The following is a 14,295-nucleotide window of genomic DNA, read 5'->3' as shown; positions in this document are numbered from 1 at the left end:
ACATTTCCCATTCAAGTAGCCCCTCTTATTAAATTCAATACTTAAGAGGAGTGCTGCCTGAGAAGCTGCAGCTGTATTTATACTTGGCTAGCCAGCTGATTAGAAGTTAATACGCTGAATACGGACAGCATTGAGTATAGCCAGCAGCGCCACGCCTACATCTGCAAAAACAGCGCCCCACATGCTTGCCAGGCCGGCGGCGCCCAGCACCAGCACAACAGCTTTCACGCTGAAAGCCAGGCCAATATTCTGCCATACTACCTGCTTTGTTTTTTTACCTACTTCAATAGCAGTGGCAATTTTGAGGGGCTGATCAGTCTGTATCACAACATCGGCTGTTTCAATTGCAGCGTCAGATCCAAGGCCTCCCATCGCCATCCCTACATCCGCCAACGTAATTACGGGAGCGTCGTTAATACCATCTCCCACAAACGCGACGATCCGGCCCTGCGTCTTTAGAGTTTCTACATGCGCTACTTTGTCCTGTGGTAATAGATTACCATAGGCGCTGTCCAGTTGCAGGGTATCTGCTACTTTCTGCACTATGGCAGATTTATCGCCAGACAACATAATCAGGTGGCGTACGCCCAACTTCCGCAACGAAGCAATAGCTGCTGCAGCGTCTTGCTTCACCTTATCGGCTATAACTATATAGCCGGCGTACTGCTTATCCACTGCCACCAGAATAGTCGTCTCCGGAATAGCTTCTATCTCTGCCTTAAAAGGGATATCATACTTGCGGAGCAGCCTGGCATTTCCGACAAGTACCTCCTGGTCGTTTATGATTCCGCGCAACCCATGTCCGGCAATTTCCTGCACTTGTACTGCCGTGTAAGTCGTTTCGTTCTGCTTGCTATGGCGCACAATGGCCTGCGCAATCGGGTGGGTAGAATTGCGCTCCAGCGCTGCAACCATCTGAAGCAGCGTAGCTTCGTTCAGCAATGTTGTTTGAACCTGCTGCACCTCAAACACGCCCTCCGTTAGGGTGCCGGTTTTATCCATCACGACTGTATCCACTTTGGTTAGTTGATCCAGGAAGTTAGCTCCTTTAAACAGGATGCCATTGCGCGACGCCGCCCCTATACCTCCAAAATAACCTAACGGTATAGAAACGACCAGCGCACAGGGGCAGGAAATCACCAAAAATACCAGGGCTCTGTAGAACCAGTCTCCAAAAACATAATCCTGCACTACCAAATAAGGCACGAATGTAATGGCAAGGGCCAGAAAGAAAACAAGGGGGGTATATACTTTGGCAAACCGGGTAATAAACTGCTGTGTTTTGGCTTTGCGGCTGCCGGCCTGCTCAATCAGTTGCAGAATTTTTGCTAAAGCGCTGTCTTCGAAAGCTGCTGTTACTCTTAATTGCACCACTTTCTCCAGGTTTATCATACCGGCTAGCACCTGCTCTCCCTGTTTTTTAGTATCAGGTTTAGATTCGCCGGTTAGGGCAGCTGTGTTAAAAGAGGCAGAAGCGGTGAGCAATTTACCATCCAGCGCTGCTTTCTCTCCGGGCTTTATTTGTATGATAGTACCTACCTGCACCTGCTCGGCGGGCACAGCCTGTAGCCCTGTTGCGGTTTCTACTAATACTAAAGACGGGCGGTTATCAATGAGCGCTTTGATAGACCTGCGTGAGCGCAGCACGGCAGCCTCCTGGAAATGCTCTCCTACCACGTAAAACAGCATCACCGCAACTCCTTCGGCATAATCGCCCAGGCAGAAAGCCCCAACGGTAGCCACCGTCATCAGCAGAAATTCATTAAAAAAACTACTCCGAACACTTTTAATTGCATGCCATACTACACGCCAGCCTACCAGCACATACGCAATTCCGAAAACTATCAGGCGCAGGATTCCCGAAAACCAGGGAACATGGGCAACATCCAGTACAATGCCAGCCAGCAGCAAAACCAGACTTATCACGGTGGGTAGGTACGACTCGCGGGCTTCTTCCTCCGCTTCAGCAGGCTGCTGCCCTGCGTTGCAGGCGCCACCTGAGCAGCAGGCATCCGCATCGGGCAGCGGACCGGGCGTCTTCGCTGTCCGGGGTGATGTGATTTCCAGTGGCTTAAATGTTGTATCTTTATCTGCTTCCTTCATTCGTGAATCTATTCTTCCTTTTTGGATAATTTTGTATGCACTTCTATACGAACAAAAGTGCCATATAACTATACGTTACCGTTATTCACTACCCCTACCATAAAGTTGCATCTGGGCAGAACTTATAGCGACACCGACAGAATTCTCAAATTTAAGCTATTTTTTAGATCACCTTAAGTATAGTGCCTCTGAGTGTGCTGCGCATGAGTTCAGTTAGCTTTGAATGCTAAAGAGTTACAGTTGCAGCTATGAGACGGAAGGTGGTGCTACTTAGTACTTAAGAGTAAGAGCTTCACTATAATAGTGTATAATTAAGTACAAGTACGCATTATTCAGTAGCATCTTTCCAAATGCAAGGTATTTACCTGAAACGTTGAAATTAACTCACAAAATATACCTCTCCACATTAAAACAGCTCTCTAACACTCACTTTTAGTATTTAACTTATAGATAACAAGTAGCTTATCACATTTAAAAAGCCTCATTTTACCCTTTTTATTTCATTGTTTACCAATACAAGTATAAATACTTATTGCTTTTGTAATACTCAATTCAGAATTTGTACTGTTTGTTAGTAGTTTATTAATACAACTTCACGCCACTTTTAAAACACACTTAATATGACACGCAAGATCACCAACACCCTTCGGAACTTTGAATCTTATGTGACCAAAGGAGATATCGCTTCCTTCAAAATCTGCATCAGCCATAACGGAATTAACATAAAGACAGAAAATACATCAAAGGACAAAGAAGTTCTGCTGATCCGTGAAATTCTGGATCCAATAAGAGTCTTTTTTTCAGGCATAGAAGTTATCGAGTATAACTCATTTGACTACATCAGTTTAAAAAGCTTTCTGAACACTACTACTTGTTAGCACAGTACTGTAAGTAAAAGTCTTGAAATACTATCAAGCAACTATCAGTGCCTATCCCGGGAGCTAGGTTATAAAGGTATAACAGGAAGCAGTAAGCAGCAGGGCCTGGAAAGCATCTTTTTACATCATTAAAATTTTATATAAATGTGGATTATGTAGTATAACCTAGGTTTTATATTATTATAGCATACATATACATACTACAAGAAGTTTAACCACGTAATCTTCATACCTATCCTGCATCTGCCATAATCTCGGGTTAATAAAATAGTACTCCAATTACATCTGCTATGGAGTAGATGTTCAAAAGTAACAGGAGGAAACAGCTTTCTGTAGTGGGAACAGCATACACTTTCCGTCCCTTACGCGCAATAGAAAAACATACTTATGGTAATCAGGACACAAACAATTAACGAGCAAAGCATTGTTATAGCTGAAGGCATTCTTGATGCAAATGCTTTTACAGAAATAAGAGCAGTAATCGAAAAACTACCAGCGCAACAGGTAAAACATATTTGGGTAGATTGCTGCGGACTTCAGCAAATTGTGCTCTCAAATGGCAGCTTTAGTGGCTTTTTAAACCATGTGCTCGCACTACGGGCCTTGCAAGTACAAATCTTACTTTTTGGGGTAGACGAGGCAACAAAGCGACTGCTCCGGCTGCTCAAATTGGAGCCAATTTTCCAGATAACCGCTTCGCTGGACGAAGCTTACCTGTTGCATCATTCCTCTATTGGTGCCTAAGATTTATCCGGCGCATTTCTTCCGCTTATTCAACAGTTTAAAAGAAAAGCCTGCAATATGCAGGCTTTTCAAATCTATGAGAACAGCTTTATGAACAATTTTAATCTAATCATGAAGTTAAGGTTATCTGATGTTATCACTCTCCTTTTGCCCGGCTACAGCATTACTTTGGTCGTGCTGCGAGCGAGGTTTTGATTCTGTTTCCACATGGTTTCGGTCGTAGCCGCTAGGTAAGGAACCGTTCTTATCCGCTACGAAACTGTCATGTGTTTCATCCGGATGCTGATAAGTGGAAGTACCCCGCGCATCATTATCCGCTGCATTGGTGTACTGCGATGGCACATACAATCCTTGCGAGTAGCTGCCGAAGTTAGTTGTGGATTCATTGCCTCGCATTGAGCCAGAGCCGTACTTGCTTTCCGATGCATCAGACCTGTTTCGTGCATCTGCCCGCTCATCTGCCCTCAACCGCGCCGACTGATAGTCATTGCGACCGGAAGGCTTTTCAGATGCTGGCCTGTTTTTGGGATAGCTGTACGTATTGCCTTTGTCCGGCTCGTCGCTAGCATGTCTGCTGTTTCTTGCCATAACCGTCAGGTTTAGTTAAATTATCAGATAGTGGTTTATCTTTTAAACGATTACCCGGCGCAGAAGTATGAAAAATAAATACTGATTTGTAACCTGAAAACTGCAACGCAGCAGTAAAGATCAGTCCGTTAAATAGCCCTCGTTTAAAGTTGCGTAGGTAGAAAGGCTTAAATACAAGACAAAGAGCATCTTAAAACAGGTTAATGGAAATCTGAGACAGGAAAGCAGTTGCAAACTTTTGCGCCACATAATATAAACCTATAGCCTGTTTTTCAGTTTGCTACATCCTGGCACTTTACGTTGCAGCTAGAAATAGCGCTGCGGTTTATATTTATTTCTCGCCAGGCAGTTATAAAAGCAGCGCATTCTCCTTCATAAGTAGGAGAATACCTCAGCGATATACTTCAGAGACTTGGTACAATTGGCCCTTCCGAGTAGCCGCTAACCTAACGGAAAGCCGTGGCGTGTTACATCCTGCTGCACCCCTGTACTCACCTAAAACTTCTAAAATGAAGAATTTTGCTATTGCCATACATGCAGGCGCAGAAAAGATGAAACGGGAAGATGTAACACCGGAAGAAGAACAAGCATACCGGGAAGGGCTGGGATGTGCTGCACCAGGGAGGCAGCGCGCTGGATGCTGTATGAAGCGCGCTTACCGCAAGGGCGAAGCAGCTCCCTATATTGCTTTGTGGGAAGACGAGGAAGCTGAAAAGTAACAGCGTTTGCAACGGTTTTACTAAGCTGGTCATGCACTATGGTGTATGATAGCTCCTTAGGTTTGTTACAGGACTTGCGTTCTGAAAGCTGCCCTATCCACCAGCAGCTCCCCTATTTCTTCTTAATATATTCCGTTCACTTACAGCAACGCAACAATGACAAACGATAGCGAAGTGCACATTATAAAGAAAGAAACCATTTATAAAGGCTTTTATACGTTCCGGAAACTCCTGATAGAACAGGATGGAGAAACCTTTGAGCGGGAGCAGTTCGACAGCGGCAGTGCTGCGACAGCACTGCCGTATGATACGCTGCAGGACAAGTATATCTTGGTAAAGCAGTTTCGCTACAGTGCTGAAAGGGAACTGCTGGAAACAGTGGCGGGTGTAGTCGTAAACAACGATCCGGAGAAAACTATCCGGAAGGAAATTGCCGAAGAAATCGGGTATCAGGTAGATAAACTGGAGCACATTTGGGACTTCTTCACCTCACCTGGAGCCTGCACTGAAGTAGTACACCTCTTTTATGCTGAAGTGAGCAAGAAAATTGGAGCGGGAGGCGGACTGGAAAAAGAGAACGAATAGATACAGGTGGTAACTTTAAGCGAAGAAGAATTACTGAAGTTGATCTTGCGTGATGCCAAAACAATCATTGCTTTGCAGTGGTTGGCAGCAAAAAAAAACAGGAGCGGCTCAAATACCCTGAAGCAGACCTGTAGCGGCTTGTTTGTTGGTAGCTGCACCTGTTTTGCTTGTGCCTAAATGTGCAATTGGTCGTAAACCGGGAAGGTATACGTTTCGCCGTTTGATAAAAGGTGCAGGCGCATATCACAAACAGAGAAAGGCTCTCCTGTTTTAATTTTATAGATGTTGGTGCGCGTAATGCCGGTTCCATCAATCACGGTAATCAGGCCACTGCCCAACACTTCCATATGATGGCTTTCTGTCACATAAATTGCGGTATCCTCTTCCAGCCTGATGCCAATAGACCCCGGGTTGGTAGCAATAATGCACTTTGCCATACGTACGATGCGTACCCGCTCGATGAAGTGGGTATCAATGGCCACATTTTTCAGGAACTCGAGGCCGGTAGTGATCCGTACATCGCCTATAATGTAGCCCCCTTCCGTTTCGCCTTCATTGATCATGGGCGTTGACATGGCGGCAGCTCCTGCACTGGTGCCTGCCACCAGAATATCCTCGTAAGTATACCGCTCTTTCATGAGTTGCAGGGTCGGGGTACCACCCAGTATGGATGTGAGCCGCAGCTGGTCGCCACCCGTAAACATAAAGCCGGCGGCCTTGTCTACTATTTTCAGGGCTTCAGGGTCCATGGCATCAGTGCGCTTGCGGATGTCCAGCACCTCCACATTTTTTAAGCCCATCTCGTGGAACATATCCATATATTCTTTGGCCGCTTCGTCGGGTATACCCGAGGCGGTGGGTACCACCACTACAGAGGGGTTTTCTCCTCTCAGGTTATTTACAAAAAATTAGAGGATTTCAAGCGGATCAAAGTTGATGTTCCGCTTCTGAATTTTCTTGAGCGGACTATTTCCTTTATCCTCGTGGCCCCAGCCAGTAAGCGCCCCATGGGTACTGGCAATTCTGCATGATGCGCGTGTCGGTCAGATACTTATTTCTTTGCCATAAAGCATGATAGGTTAGTGAAAGGTGCTTTGATTTATCAGGGAGCTTTGTAGCTCACCACATGGGCAACAACCGAATCAGCTTGTGCGGGGTCATGTTCAAAATTCACCCAGCCATTCCGTTCAGACTCTTTAGGTGCAAAAGCAATTTGCAACTGTGCCTTTTCCAGATCTTTGCCATCTTTTCTCAGGGCCACTTCCACCACCAGCGTTTCAGCAGTTTGTCCACCTTTATTATGGATGAGCACCTGGTAGCGATGCGGGTTTTGCCCGGAGGGATCAGGCCATTCATCTATGTAAATATCTGGTGAGGAGGGTTCATCTTTGTACACCTGATACCCCAGATAGCCGAAAATAGCCAACACCAACAGCAAGCTGAGGGTAAAAACCGTCCATTCTAAGCCGTTTTTCCTGTCATTTGTCCGGTGCTGATGCTTCTTGTCTTGCGCCATGTATAAGTGTTTAGTTCAGGTTCATTTTATTAGAAGCCTTCCGGCCGAAGCACCCAGCGATGCCAGCACTCCCAGCACAATTACCTGGGCAAAGGCCACCTCAAAGCTAACCCCCGTAAATCTGCCAAAAAACCACAACACGAAGGCCGAAGAAGCCAGTGCTATCAAGTAGCTCAGGCAAGTATCAAATGTTAGCTCGTAAATGAAATTCTTGGGTCGCTCGCGGGCTGTTCCTTTAAAGCTGCTGAAAAACATCACCATTACACTCAAGGCAAGCGAAACCAAGGCCATGAACAGGATATTGACAGAAGTGGCCTCTACCGCTAGCATCAGTACTTCTTCGGTTGGAGCCACATTGCTGCCAATCAGTATACTGCCGCATAAAGCCAGCACCAGCATGCCCCCGCGGTTCGACCGCTTCATACCTTCTTTGTTCTCTTCGGCTGCATTATCTTCATTCTCAGCGCTCTTCTCTTCCCCGGTTTCATCTCCCAACTGGGCGGTACCAATCGAAACGCCAATTGCCACCCCCATGGCCTCTACAATGATTTTCCCCATAATTTCGTCTATAGCCATGTTCTGCAGCTCTATCCGTCTCAACATCAGCAACATTCCAAAAGAAATGACGAAACTTATGCCCATTTCCTCCACAGAATCGATCATCACACTGCGCCAGGAGGCCATGGTGCGCATACCTGCAAAACGATTATAGCCGAGCAGCAGCAGGTAAGTTACCATTAAAAGCATTATCAGTTGAAACGGCTTAGCGATAAAGCCTGTCCACCACACCTCCATTGTATAGAGCAGTGGAAAGCTAAAAAGGAGCCCTCCGGCTATGCCTCGGGCATATTCCTGGAGCGATTTTGCTATTGGTCGTTTGCTGTCGTTTTGGCTCATATTGTTGATCTATTAACGAGGCAGCCGCACAGCTGTGCCTGCCGTAACAAAATAATCCGGAACCGCTTTGTTCAGTTGCCTTCCTGCTGCCGCATCCAACTGCAGGCTAGGCTCTGCTATAACCAGATAGTTCAGATCTGCTTATATTCCGGACTTTAACTAGCTCAGTAGCTAAAGCTGAAAAAGTATTCTGCTTTCAGTTGTACTGCTCCGCCCGGCAACACATACGGCGATTGCGTCGCATCCGGCTGACCTGACTCCTTCTTACATGCTGCTAAACAGCAGTAATGCAAGTAGCCACACGCATTAAGCAAAACAGTAAAAGCTTTTACCATTGCCTTTATAATGATAGTACCTGCTATACGTTGTACCTGCCTTGGGTAAGTCACTAACTATTAAAATACCGCTTTATACTCACATAAAATACATCCTTACTTATAAGAACTACCTCTTGCAAACAATACGTATGCTGCCTTGTTGCTGTTGGCACTTGTACTTTTATGGCCTTTAATACATTGCTTTTTAGCTCCTTATATTAGCCTTTTATTTTATAGCAGTACAGAACTGAACATTACGAACTGCACCAGCGGCCACGACAATCCGTATTTATACTTATAACTAACCTCTGGATTACTGCAGGATGCACAGTTCTTGCGCAGTGCGTTGCCTGTATTGCTCCCGTACCTCTTTCTTTTGAACACCGTCCGAACTGCCGCGTATACCTCATGCATGAAAGAAACTATTATGGAGATGAATATCATACACGATGAAGAGGATCTGCGCTTCTATGCCGAGCTTGGCGCTGAACAAGCAGAACTTACTTATACTTACCCAGAAGACGATGTGCTGGACCTGGACCACACCTTTGTGCCCGAAGATTACCGCGGACAGGGACTTGCAGACAAACTCGTAAAAACAAGCCTTGACTTTGCACGGTCGCAAAGTTACCAGGTAATTCCCTCCTGCCCTGTTGTGGAAGCTTACATCAAGCGGCACAAGGAATACCAGGATCTGGTAAAAGAAGTATAACCTACCTCCCTCTGTCAGTGCCTTCTGGTATAGCACCAGGAGGCACTGCTTTTTACCAGCCATAGGTGCTTAAATGCAAAAAGCTATGCATCCGGAGAGTTTGGTGACAAGGCGCAAAGTTGTATCTTGGGTGTCATTTTCCGGAGAATATCTGAGATGTGGTTTTTACTGCCAGAACATCCTGCTCCCAGGTAACAGACAGCTACGTTTTAACACAACACAACATACCTATGCGCTTTTTACTTACTCTTGTGCTGGCCCTTGTCACTTTTGCTGCTTTTGCACAAGTACCCGCCTTTACCCACCAGGATACGCTGCGTGGCTCCATTACTCCGGAACGTGCCTGGTGGGATCTCACGTATTATCACCTCAATATTCGCGTAAATCCCGCCGACAGCACTATTAAAGGATCAAACACGATCCGTTACAAGGTGCTGGAGCCGAAGCAGGTGCTGCAGGTGGACCTGCAGGAGCCTATGCGCTTGGAGAAGGTAGTTCAAGACGGCCAAACGCTGCAGTATACCCGCGATGGGAATGCTTATTTTGTAAAATTGATAGCACCGCAGAAGCCGGGCTCCATAAATGAGGTAGAAGTATTTTATGGCGGTAAACCCCAGGTAAGTATAAACCCACCCTGGAGCGGCGGCCTGACCTGGAAGTATGATGTGCATGGTAATCCGTTTGTCGCAACCTCCTGCCAGGGCATTGGCGCCAGCCTCTGGTGGCCCTGCAAAGACCACATGTATGATGAAGTAGATAGCATGCTGATTAGTGTAAGAGTGCCGGAGAACCTGATGGACGTTTCAAACGGGCGCCTGCGCAAAGTAGATCAGAACAGCGATGGCACGAAAACATATAATTGGTTTGTATCAAACCCCATTAATAACTATGGCGTGAATGTGAATGTGGGAGACTATGCACATTTTGGTGAAAAGTATAAAGGTGAGAAAGGGCTGCTGGACTGCGACTACTATGTGCTGCGCGATGACCTGAGCAAAGCCAGGAAACAATTTAAAGATGTGCCCCGCATGTTAGCTGCTTTTGAGCACTGGTTTGGCCCCTATCCTTTTTATGAGGATAGCTATAAGCTGGTCCAGGTGCCCTACCTGGGCATGGAACACCAAAGTTCGGTTACTTACGGTAATGGCTTTGCAAATGGCTACCTTGGCCGCGACCTGAGCGGTACCGGCTGGGGTCTCAAGTTCGATTACATCATCATACATGAGTCGGGCCATGAATGGTTTGCCAATAACATCACTTACAAAGATATTGCTGACATGTGGGTGCACGAGGCTTTTACAGATTATTCTGAATCACTGTTCCTGGACTACTTTTACGGCACCAAAGCCGCCAATGAGTATGTGATCGGCCTGCGCAACAAAATACGAAACGACCGCCCCATTATTGGCCAGTACAATGTGAACAACGAAGGTTCGGGTGATATGTATTTTAAGGGTGCTAACATGCTGCACACGCTCCGCCAAATCGTGCATAACGACGAAAAGTGGCGCAACATCCTACGCGGACTTAACAAAACCTTCTATCATCAGACCGTTACCTCCAAACAGATCGAGGACTACCTTAGCCAGCAAGTTGGGCGCGACCTGAGTTCTTTTTTTAATCAATACCTGCGTACCACCCAGGTTCCCGCCTTCACCTTTCAGCAAAGCGGTTCTACACTCAGGTATAAATGGGACAACACCGTTCCTGGCTTTCACATACCGGTAAAAGTAACGCTGAATGGCAAGGAGCAGTGGCTGGAACCTACCACCCAGTGGCAGGAGCTGAAAGGAGTAGCACCAAAAGTTAAGCTAGTTGTAGATCCCAACTTTTATGTAACTGCGGCGGCTAGCAATAAGTAACAGGTGGCCCTTGGTTTCAAGGATAGAACCTGCCAGTTTGGTAAGGCGGAACAATGAAACAGATCTGTTGGAATGCTTAGAGGTATAAATGCATTGTTGGTCAAAATACAGCATGTATCCTATACTTGCTTTTGGATAAAAGGTATAAGGGCTTGCCTTTAAAGTAACTCTATTATTGGGAGAGCCGTTTTTTTGCTGCGCCCTTTCCGAACAATTGCATTATTGCCTAAAGTTAAGTTTCTTGCAGTACCTGTGCGACCTTTAACCTTATGCAATCGTGAACAAGCCCGATTATATTCGCCTCGAAGTTAACAAAGAGAAGCATCTCCTTTACTCCTTATGGCTCCGCGAAACGACAAGTGAAGAATTAAGGCAAGGCGTGCTACAGTTTCTGAAAGTAATTCAGGAAGCGGAAATATGGTATTGGGTGCTGGATGCCCGCGTATTACGAAGCCCTTCCTTTACAGACCAGCAGTGGATACTGAAAGAAGTATCGCCGGTTTTGATCCACTCCTCCTTGCTTAAGCTGGCCCGCATTGGCAACAACGATGTTTTCAATTACATCACCTACGAGAATATTGCGGAGAAAACACATGAGCAATTTAAGGCCAAAGCAGAGTTTGCGCAGTTTACTTCTTACGAAGCTGCCATGGACTGGATAAATATGGAGGATTAGACCGTCTGGTCTTCTATACGCTATCTTGCATACCAAATGCAGTAATTCGGAATAGCCTGCATGATCTCCGTTGCTGTATTTTCATGAAGAAGCAGGATGAGCCTTTTTTCCTATATCGGGGCTGCAACCTATATTGTATACCGTAGCAGAAAAAGTGACCGCCTCAGCTTAGTTGATGATGCCGTTCTTCATCGCAAACTTGATTAGGGTAGCGGTATTATTCGTCTGAGTTTTCTCCAGCAGGTTTTGCCGGTGGGTTTCGATCGTGCGCTTGCTGGTGAACAGCTTTTCTGCTATTTCTGCGTTTGTAAACCCCTCCGCTATTAAGGCCAGCACTTCCAGCTCGCGTTTGGTAAGATCACGCACATCTTTATCTACCCGAGGGTGGTCGCTTACCTGCATGCTACGGTCATGGGTTCTTTTCAGCAGATCGATAGACACATCAGAGCAGATATAGGGTATGCCGGCAGCTACTAATTGTATTGCAGAGGTAAGTTCTTCTTTCCCGGCATTTTTTAAGACATACCCATGTGCGCCGGCATCTAACATTTGATGTACATACCGCTCGTTGTCCAGCATAGAGAGAATGAGTACTTTGATTTCCGGATAATGCTGTTGCAGGGCCTTCGTAGTTTCCAACCCGTCTTTGCCAGGCAAGTTGATGTCCAGCAGTACCACGTCCGTTTTTATATTTTTCAAAAGCTCCAGCAACTCATCCCCGTTTGATGCTTCTCCTATTATCTGCACAGTCTCTGAATCCTTAAAAAGAGCTCTCAAGCCATCTCTTATAAGTTTATGATCATCTGTGAGTATAACTTTTACCATATCCATTTTATTACTTTTTAGAAGCACTACTCCTTAGAACCAGACATTTATTCATTCAGCTACTGCAGGCGGATGATTATACAACATGCAGCAGATATTCCGTTAAAACCTACACATCTATTTCTATATAAAGTTAAACTATTATATAAATGATGCAACCTAGAGAACGTTTGAGCACTACATAGTTAAAGTTTTTATAACTAATTCGCTAGTATAGCTCGCAGTATCAAATTAAAGTATGAAAATATAAGTATAAACCGAAGTAAAGATTACGTATAAATTGTATATCTTATACTTGTAATACCCCTTATATTAGACACAGCATGAGAAGGGCAAAGTGGCCCTGGCAGAAACCAGTTGCTTCGGGCCTATGTGCTGGCAACTCCGAAAGCGACATCTGCAAGTCAGCTAGTACTAATTTTAATGGAGCGCCTTGGCATCCTGCCTTATGGCAACCGATAGGATTCAGATGCGCTTTACAGCCAAGTAAAAGCGGTAACAAAATCGTACAGGACAGGTTGCACAGGTATGTCGCTGATGCAGGAATAGCTTTGAAGCGCAACGATAAGGACAATTTAACTACCTATCTACTCTATTTCATACGGATATGATGGCGGCAGGGTAACTTTTGTTAAGGATATACTACGAGCACGATGAAACATTTTGATGTAGTTACAGAAAAGCTGGGCGATATAGCAGTTGTGCGTTTAACCGGAGAACTGGATGCCAGCACCTCTCCTATTGCCGATACTGCGATGGCTGAGGCCTTGCAAACTACTTCTAAAGCTGTTATAATTGATTGCAGCGAGTTATCGTATATTTCATCTGCAGGATTAGGTGCGATCCTCTCGAATTATCATGATTGTGAACAGCGTAACGTAAAGCTGTTGCTGTACGGTATGAATCCCAAGATCATGAACATTTTAAGCATTCTGGGGTTGGAACATGTGATTCCCATTGCCAAAACCGAAGCAGAAGCGCTAGAAGCAGTAAATCCGGTTTAGGGTTAACAATTTCATGTACCTCCCGATGAAACTTACCCTCTCAGTATACATACAAGACGAAAATCCAAGCCCATTAGCTAGCTAAACAGTGTAAAAATAGTAGCTCAACAGGTGCTTGCTGAGCTACTTCCTTTAGTGCTTAGCGCCACCTGTTATTGGGGTCGTAATTGTGGTAACCGCCGCGGTCGTAAGCGCCAGAGTTGGTGCCGTACCGATGCACCCCATACTTGTCGTTCCTGACATAGTTGTAGTTGCTGTTGTCGTTACGGTACCGTTCCTGGGCATCATTCCTGCTATTACTTTCATAGCCAGCGTTCCGGCTACTATTATGATAACGGCCGCTTCTGTAAGATGGCTCGCCACGATCATTACGTTCCGACTGGTTGCCATACCCGGAAGAGGAGGCGCCGTTGTTTTCGTTGCCGCCACCGCCGCTCATGGCGCCGTACTCCGGGGAGCCGCCAAAGCTGCCATGAGCGCTGTAGTTAGCACCTCCGAAAGCAGCGCCGCTGTAGCCGCCATACTTGCCGGCGTCATACCCCTGCTGCCTGTGCTGTTGATGCCGCTCCTGTCGGTTGCCGTTCCGGTCTGAGTCGTAGCCATACCCACTGCCATTATTATCATAGCGCTGCCGGTTGCCATACTTGTGGGGCTGCTCAGCACGCAGATTTTCGTAGTAGCTGTTCTCCATATCATAGTCGCGGCGTGAAGCATTCCTGAAGTGGTCACTAGCCGATCCATGATCTAGGTCACGGTGGTCGTACGCTCTCCCAAAGTCCTCCTGCCCGGCATTTCCGGGGCCTTGGTAGCGGCGATTTTCTGCGCCAAGGCCACCATGGAAGTATAGGTCCTGATTATCTCTTCTCATA

The 14,295-nt window shown here is 46.1% G+C and carries 15 protein-coding genes; 8 read left to right on the top strand and 7 right to left on the bottom strand.

Going from position 1 to position 14,295, the window contains the following annotated elements:
• Positions 1–99 precede the first annotated feature (99 nt).
• Positions 100–2,103 carry a heavy metal translocating P-type ATPase gene (locus ABDW72_RS02030; RefSeq protein ID WP_347156783.1) on the bottom strand — a complete coding sequence of 668 codons (2,004 nt, stop codon included), beginning with the start codon at positions 2,101–2,103 and terminating at the stop codon, positions 100–102.
• 620 nt (positions 2,104–2,723) lie between these two features.
• On the opposite strand from ABDW72_RS02030, the gene ABDW72_RS02025 reads away from it, so the two are divergent.
• Both ABDW72_RS02025 and ABDW72_RS02020 read left to right on the top strand, forming a co-directional pair.
• Positions 2,724–2,981: a hypothetical protein gene (locus tag ABDW72_RS02025; RefSeq protein ID WP_347156782.1), complete on the top strand. Its 258-nt coding sequence runs from the start codon at positions 2,724–2,726 to the stop codon at positions 2,979–2,981.
• A 387-nt stretch (positions 2,982–3,368) separates the two neighbouring features.
• Complete coding sequence (locus ABDW72_RS02020) at positions 3,369–3,725, top strand: STAS domain-containing protein (protein WP_347156781.1); 357 nt, start codon at positions 3,369–3,371, stop codon at positions 3,723–3,725.
• A 123-nt stretch (positions 3,726–3,848) separates the two neighbouring features.
• Here the strand turns inward: ABDW72_RS02020 and ABDW72_RS02015 are convergent, their stop codons facing one another.
• A complete protein-coding gene (locus ABDW72_RS02015; protein ID WP_347156780.1) occupies positions 3,849–4,313 on the bottom strand; it encodes a hypothetical protein in 465 nt (154 codons plus the stop codon).
• Positions 4,314–4,822: 509 nt separating this feature from the next.
• Between ABDW72_RS02015 and ABDW72_RS02010 the strand changes: the two genes are divergently transcribed.
• Positions 4,823–5,032, top strand: coding sequence for a hypothetical protein (locus ABDW72_RS02010; protein ID WP_347156779.1), 210 nt, complete (start codon positions 4,823–4,825; stop codon positions 5,030–5,032).
• A gap of 156 nt (positions 5,033–5,188) precedes the next feature.
• Positions 5,189–5,617, top strand: a complete 429-nt coding sequence (locus tag ABDW72_RS02005) for an NUDIX domain-containing protein (RefSeq protein ID WP_347156778.1) — start codon at positions 5,189–5,191, stop codon at positions 5,615–5,617.
• A 173-nt stretch (positions 5,618–5,790) separates the two neighbouring features.
• Here the strand turns inward: ABDW72_RS02005 and ABDW72_RS02000 are convergent, their stop codons facing one another.
• From ABDW72_RS02000 to ABDW72_RS01990, 3 genes are all read right to left on the bottom strand, one after another.
• Positions 5,791–6,486, bottom strand: a complete 696-nt coding sequence (locus ABDW72_RS02000) for a cyanophycinase (protein WP_347156777.1) — start codon at positions 6,484–6,486, stop codon at positions 5,791–5,793.
• Between the two features lie 233 nt (positions 6,487–6,719).
• A complete protein-coding gene (locus ABDW72_RS01995; RefSeq protein WP_347156776.1) occupies positions 6,720–7,133 on the bottom strand; it encodes a hypothetical protein in 414 nt (137 codons plus the stop codon).
• Between the two features lie 21 nt (positions 7,134–7,154).
• Positions 7,155–8,030, bottom strand: a complete 876-nt coding sequence (locus ABDW72_RS01990) for a TIGR02587 family membrane protein (RefSeq protein ID WP_347156775.1) — start codon at positions 8,028–8,030, stop codon at positions 7,155–7,157.
• A 729-nt stretch (positions 8,031–8,759) separates the two neighbouring features.
• Here ABDW72_RS01990 and ABDW72_RS01985 point away from each other — a divergent pair.
• From ABDW72_RS01985 to ABDW72_RS01975, 3 genes are all read left to right on the top strand, one after another.
• On the top strand, positions 8,760–9,059 hold the full coding sequence (locus ABDW72_RS01985; protein ID WP_347156774.1) for a GNAT family N-acetyltransferase: 300 nt from the start codon (positions 8,760–8,762) through the stop codon (positions 9,057–9,059).
• 230 nt (positions 9,060–9,289) lie between these two features.
• Positions 9,290–10,921 (top strand): M1 family metallopeptidase, encoded by a 1,632-nt coding sequence (locus ABDW72_RS01980; protein WP_347156773.1) that lies wholly within the window; start codon positions 9,290–9,292, stop codon positions 10,919–10,921.
• Positions 10,922–11,198: 277 nt separating this feature from the next.
• Positions 11,199–11,597, top strand: a complete 399-nt coding sequence (locus ABDW72_RS01975) for a hypothetical protein (protein WP_347156772.1) — start codon at positions 11,199–11,201, stop codon at positions 11,595–11,597.
• 168 nt (positions 11,598–11,765) lie between these two features.
• Here the strand turns inward: ABDW72_RS01975 and ABDW72_RS01970 are convergent, their stop codons facing one another.
• Positions 11,766–12,422, bottom strand: coding sequence for a response regulator (locus ABDW72_RS01970; RefSeq protein WP_347157071.1), 657 nt, complete (start codon positions 12,420–12,422; stop codon positions 11,766–11,768).
• Positions 12,423–13,075: 653 nt separating this feature from the next.
• Between ABDW72_RS01970 and ABDW72_RS01965 the strand changes: the two genes are divergently transcribed.
• Complete coding sequence (locus tag ABDW72_RS01965; protein ID WP_347156771.1) at positions 13,076–13,426, top strand: STAS domain-containing protein; 351 nt, start codon at positions 13,076–13,078, stop codon at positions 13,424–13,426.
• Between the two features lie 139 nt (positions 13,427–13,565).
• Here ABDW72_RS01965 and ABDW72_RS01960 read toward each other — a convergent pair whose 3' ends face one another.
• A complete protein-coding gene (locus tag ABDW72_RS01960) occupies positions 13,566–14,294 on the bottom strand; it encodes a hypothetical protein (RefSeq protein ID WP_347156770.1) in 729 nt (242 codons plus the stop codon).
• Position 14,295: the final 1 nt, after the last annotated feature.

The organism is Pontibacter chitinilyticus, from assembly GCF_039748935.1.
GTDB classification, from domain to species: Bacteria; Bacteroidota; Bacteroidia; order Cytophagales; family Hymenobacteraceae; genus Pontibacter; species Pontibacter chitinilyticus.
The sequence above is the reverse complement of the archived record's forward strand: the minus strand, read 5'-3'. Positions and strand labels throughout refer to the sequence as shown.